This window comes from Candidatus Symbiopectobacterium sp. NZEC135 (genome assembly GCF_025962695.1).
In genome coordinates, this window is sequence record NZ_JAGFPF010000202.1 from 1 (window position 1) to 2,483 (window position 2,483).

Below are 2,483 nucleotides of genomic sequence, written 5' to 3' on the forward strand. Positions count from 1 at the left end.
AAAATTTAGCTGATAAATCAGATGATTAAGCCACTTCTTGCGAGGTGGCTTTTTTGTGGGTTGTGGCCATTGTCCCCTTTTTGTCTCTCCCCCAAAAGCCCACTTGCAGCCATCCGAAAATTTCAGCGCTTTGCCTGTATTAAAAATCTGTAACCATCTGCCTTAGATGGTTTTCTCTCTCATTCACTGAAAAGAAAACCCTTTCCTACAGATCTTTCCATTTAACCGAACCCAGAAAAAACCATTATTTATCTGACAGATAGAATTCTTCGTAGACCCATAAGAGATCCTTCAAACTGAAAAACTCCCCTGTTCCAAAAAACGCTGGCGGTGACGATAAGTGGATCGCTTTTTACCCGTTGTTGAAAAGAGCGTAAGCATAATGGTCGCTCCATTTTCAGATAATTCGAGCAGAGCCCCTTATATGACCGTCCACCGCTCAGCAGATGTCGGCGTAACTGAAACAGGATTAACCCTATCGTTAAAAAGGAAAAATATGATACGGATGAAAAACAGGGTCTCGAAAGAAATCACAATCCCCGTCCTTTTGCTTTTTCTGTCCGGATGTGCGCCCATCCCGCAGACCATTATGAAGAAAACATCCCCTCCGACTGATACACATGTACGAAAAGGCTGTTCCGTTCAAAAGGGAACGGTATTCCTGATCGCAAGCTCGTCGCAATATGATGAAAGCGTCATCCCGGAGATTGAGACAGCACTTTCTCGCGAGTGCTACTCGGTTGACAAACGATATCTCGACCAGAAGCCTACCAGGCTGGGTTACGTCAACACGGATGAAAAACGGGCCCAAACCCTCATTAATGCTCTCAGTGACCGTAATGTGCATTACCTCTGGTTTGTTAGAGGAGGTTCGGGGGCGCTCAACCTTTATCCGGCACTACATGCAAGCCAGAAGCGTATCTCAGCATCCACACCGAAAACGATCATCGGCTTCAGTGACGTGACAGCCATCCACAACTTTGTGAACCATGAGCTGAACTGGCCAAGCGTGCATGGCGTGCTGGCTTCTTTTAATAAAGAAATGCATGAGATTGACAGCAACAAAACACTTAATATGAACAACAGCCTGAATGAAGCCTTTGAGGCCCTGTCTCATGGGGTTAATTACCCAGGCATCGAACCGATGAACCGCCAGGCTGTAAGAACGGTGAGTGGTAAACTGGATGGCGGTAACCTGACCCTGGTGCAGTCACTGTTTTCCACCCTATATGAGGGTACCTATTCAGACAAAATTATGATGCTGGAAGATACGGGAGTAACGGCAAAACAGCTTGACCGGACCTTGCATCAGATAGAATTCAGCAGAAAATTCCATCCACGCGCCGTTATTTTTGGTCAGTTTTACGGTAAAAATGCAAGCGACGAAGAAAAATATCTTTACCGATATGTAATAAAACAGTTCGCCGAGCGTGTTACCTATCCTGTTTATTATTATCCGGAATTTGGGCATGGTGAAACTAACCAGCCATTCATTTTGAATAATCAGGGTACTATTTTATGCAGCAGCGTATACGGGCAGTGTAGCCTGACCCAGCCTCCGGTAAAAACGACGCAATATACGTATCGGCCGTCTGCGTAACCGGCAAAGCTTTTTTGAGTATGCTGACCATTCCGTTTCAAGCTCGGTAACAGGCCTTGATATCATTACTCACAGTCTTTATGCGTAGATAAAGAAGTACGGCCCAGATTCTTCGGTCAGCCAAGCCCCAAACAATGGCGAACAATACTTTATCTTAAAAATCAGATTATTAAGCCACTTCTTGCGAGGTGGCTTTTTTGTTAATTGCCGCCAAAATGGCGCTAATGTGTCGCTGGACGTTTTACCGACTCACCGCATTAGCACAGTGCAGATCCTTACGGCAACCTGGCTACCACCTTGATTTCAAAGTGAAAGCCAGACAGCCAAGAGACGCCGACCCCGGTCAAGGCAGGATAAGGGGCTTCGCCCCAGAATTCCGGGACCACGCTCCAGATGGTTTCCAGGTTCGATTCAGGGTCGACCACAAAAACGGTTACATCCATAACGTCCTCAAACGTGCAGCCCGCGGCAAACAACACCGCGTTCAAATTCTCAAATGCCCGCCTCACCTGTGTTTTTAAATCCGGTTCAGGTGAACCGTCTTCCTGGCTTCCCACCTGCCCTGACACGAATAAAAAGCCGTTGGCTCTCACTGCCGGGGAATAGCGATTGCGGTTATAGAGATCTTGCCGCCCTTCAGGAAAAACCACATCGCGCATTGCCATAACATACCTCTGAATAACCGTTTCAAGATGGATGACTTGTGTGTAACCGAAGTCTAGAGGCATAGTGACGGTAAGATAAACGCGCAAAACGCCGCATCATTATTTGTAAAATACAAACAATCAGAAAGGCATGAGGCAACGAGATGGATCGCTTTGACGCAATGCAGGCTTTTATTCGGGTGGTCGAGTCGGGCAGCTTTACCAAAGCCGCTGCGACG

The 2,483-nt window shown here is 46.8% G+C and carries 2 protein-coding genes; one reads left to right on the plus strand and one right to left on the minus strand.

Annotated elements, in window-relative coordinates:
- Positions 1–340: 340 nt before the first annotated feature.
- On the plus strand, positions 341–1,600 hold the full coding sequence (locus J5224_RS24895; protein ID WP_264627896.1) for an LD-carboxypeptidase: 1,260 nt from the start codon (positions 341–343) through the stop codon (positions 1,598–1,600).
- 275 nt (positions 1,601–1,875) lie between these two features.
- Here J5224_RS24895 and J5224_RS24900 read toward each other — a convergent pair whose 3' ends face one another.
- A complete protein-coding gene (locus J5224_RS24900; protein WP_264627897.1) occupies positions 1,876–2,265 on the minus strand; it encodes a RidA family protein in 390 nt (129 codons plus the stop codon).
- Positions 2,266–2,483 lie beyond the last annotated feature (218 nt).

Coding starts and splice junctions, on each gene's coding strand:
- J5224_RS24900 (WP_264627897.1), bottom strand. CDS start 2,265: ATGGCAATGCGCGATGTGGTTTTTCCTGAAGGGCGGCAAGATCTCTAT.